Below are 2,388 nucleotides of genomic sequence, written 5' to 3'. Positions count from 1 at the left end.
GGCTGGTCGAGCAGCGATCTCGATGCACTCATGCCGTGGAATTACGCGCGCTGAACGGTCTCAGCTTGCCGCTTACCAAACACTAGGAGTAGTCCTATGACGAAGCATCCGATTGAAGTGATCACGTCTGTCGAGCGCCGACGGCGCTGGTCTCGGGAAGACAAAGAGCGGCTTGTTGCGGCCTGCTTTGAGCCAGATGCGGTGCTTTCCGAGATTGCCCGTGCGGCCGGTATCCATGTCAGCCAGCTTTTCCGTTGGCGCAAGGAGCTTTGCCAAATCGAGGAGCCGAAGACGGAAATGGCGAGCACGTTGGTGCCGGTGATCCTGTCCGAGGCCGCGCCTCCAGCCACGCCCATTCCCTCGGGGCCGCCTGCCCCATCGCAGTCCCGCCGGAAGCGTAGCGATGTGACGATTGAGCTGGGTCGGGGCCGTCGTATTCGCGTGGACAGCGACATCGATACCGAGGCGCTGGGCCGCATTCTCGATGTCGTGCTGGAACGGAGATGATCCCGGTTCCGAGTGGTGTGAAGGTCTGGCTGGCGACAGGCCATACGGACATGCGCAAAGGCTTCCCCGGTCTATCGCTGATGGTGCAGGAGACGCTGAAGCGCGATCCGATGTGCGGACACCTGTTCGTGTTCCGCGGTCGCGGTGGTGGCCTGATCAAGGTCATCTGGCATGACGGCCAGGGAGCCTGCCTGTTTACGAAGAAGCTTGAACGCGGACGCTTCGTCTGGCCGTCGGCGGCAGATGGATCGGTGGTGATCACACCGGCGCAGCTCGGTTATCTGCTGGAAGGTATAGACTGGCGGATGCCGCAAAAAACCTGGCGACCGACGTCGGCAGGATGAGCAAAAGCACTGGAATGGCTGGGTCGAATATGATTCCATCCTACCATGAACGATGCGGCCGAACAGCTTCCTGACGATCTTGCCAGTGCGCTTGCACTGCTGGCGCAAGAGCGTGCCTGGCGTATGAAAGCCGAGGCGGAAGCCGCCAGTGCCAAGGCGCTCGTGTCACATTCAGAAGCGCTGATCGCGCGGTTGAAGCTGGAGATCGAGAAGGTTCGCCGTGAACTTTACGGCAGCCGGTCCGAGCGCAAGGCGCGACTTCTCGAGCAGATGGAGCTGCAACTCGAGGAACTCGAAGCCGACGCTGGTGAAGACGAACTGGCGGCGGAGATTGCTGCCAAGGCTTCTACAGTCCGGGCGTTCGAGCGAAAGCGTCCATCACGGAAGCCGTTTCCCGAACACCTGCCGCGCGAGCGCGTCGTCATCGCCGCCCCGACGAGTTGCCGCTGCTGCGGTTCCGCCAGGCTGTCGAAGCTCGGCGAGGACATCACCGAGACGCTGGAGGTGATCCCGCGCCAGTGGAAAGTCATCCAGACTGTGCGGGAGAAGTTCTCCTGCCGCGAATGCGAGAAGATCACTCAGCCGCCCGCACCTTTCCATGTGACGCCGCGCGGTTTTGCCGGGCCGAACCTGCTGGCGATGATCCTGTTTGAGAAGTTCGCCCAGCATCAACCGCTGAACCGCCAGAGCGAGCGCTATGGCCGAGAGGGGATCGACCTCAGCTTATCGACACTGGCCGACCAGGTCGGTGCTTGCGCGGCGGCGCTGAAGCCCATTCATTCGTTGATCGAGGCGCATGTTCTGGCCGCCGAGCGGCTGCATGGCGACGACACCACCGTGCCGATCCTGGCGAAAGGCAAAACCGATACGGGGCGCATCTGGACATATGTCCGGGATGACCGACCGTTCAGCGGGCAGTCACCACCCGCAGCTCTTTACTATGCGTCGCGGGACCGGCGGCAGGAGCATCCCGAGCGCCACCTGAAGACCTTCACCGGCATTCTGCAAGCGGATGCTTATGGCGGCTACAATCCCCTGTTCAAGGTTGACCGCGATCCCGATCCGCTGACGCAGGCACTGTGCTGGGCGCACTCACGCCGCAAGTTCTTTGTGCTCGCTGACATTGCCACGAATGCCAAACGCGGCAGCCGTGCCATGCCGATCTCGCCGCTGGCGCTGGAGGCTGTCAAACGGATCGATGCCCTGTTCGACATCGAGCGGGAGATCAACGGGCTTGCCGCCGACGAACGCCTGCAGCGCCGTCGCATCGACAGCCTCTCACTCGTCAAAGAACTCGAGGACTGGATGCGGACCGAGCGGGCAAAGCTGTCGCGCAGTTCTCCTGTCGCCGAGGCTATCGATTACATGCTGAAGCGTTGGGACGGCTTCACGTCATTCCTGGAAGATGGGAGAATTTGCCTGACGAACAATGCAGCCGAGCGGGCGCTGCGAGGCTTTGCCGGACCTGAGTCATTGTGCACTCCCTCTTTAAGTATCTGTAAACATTGGAAGCGTCTCGGTGTCAGCAATGCGACAC

3 protein-coding genes are annotated in these 2,388 nt (G+C 61.6%); all 3 read left to right on the top strand.

Features of this window, described 5'->3' with window-relative positions:
- The first annotated feature begins 96 nt into the window (after positions 1 to 96).
- On the top strand, positions 97 to 507 hold the full coding sequence (locus CO660_RS32240; RefSeq protein WP_077994909.1) for a transposase: 411 nt from the start codon (positions 97 to 99) through the stop codon (positions 505 to 507).
- Positions 504 to 851, top strand: a complete 348-nt coding sequence (gene tnpB, locus CO660_RS32235) for an IS66 family insertion sequence element accessory protein TnpB (RefSeq protein ID WP_008536947.1) — start codon at positions 504 to 506, stop codon at positions 849 to 851. Before CO660_RS32240 ends, tnpB begins: the two co-directional genes overlap by 4 nt.
- Before the next feature lie 45 nt (positions 852 to 896).
- The coding region (locus tag CO660_RS32230) for an IS66 family transposase (protein ID WP_245421420.1) at positions 897 to 2,388 on the top strand (1,492 nt) is incomplete at its 3' end.

The organism is Rhizobium sp. L9, assembly GCF_002531885.1.
In the GTDB taxonomy this organism is placed as follows: domain Bacteria; phylum Pseudomonadota; class Alphaproteobacteria; order Rhizobiales; family Rhizobiaceae; genus Rhizobium.
Note: the sequence above shows the minus strand (reverse complement) of the source record. Positions and strands in the feature narration are given on the sequence as shown.

Excerpts from the sequence above, each read along its gene's own strand:
- CO660_RS32240 (WP_077994909.1), top strand. The coding sequence starts at position 97 with ATGACGAAGCATCCGATTGAAGTGATCACGTCTGTCGAGCGCCGACGG.
- tnpB (WP_008536947.1), top strand. The coding sequence starts at position 504 with ATGATCCCGGTTCCGAGTGGTGTGAAGGTCTGGCTGGCGACAGGCCAT.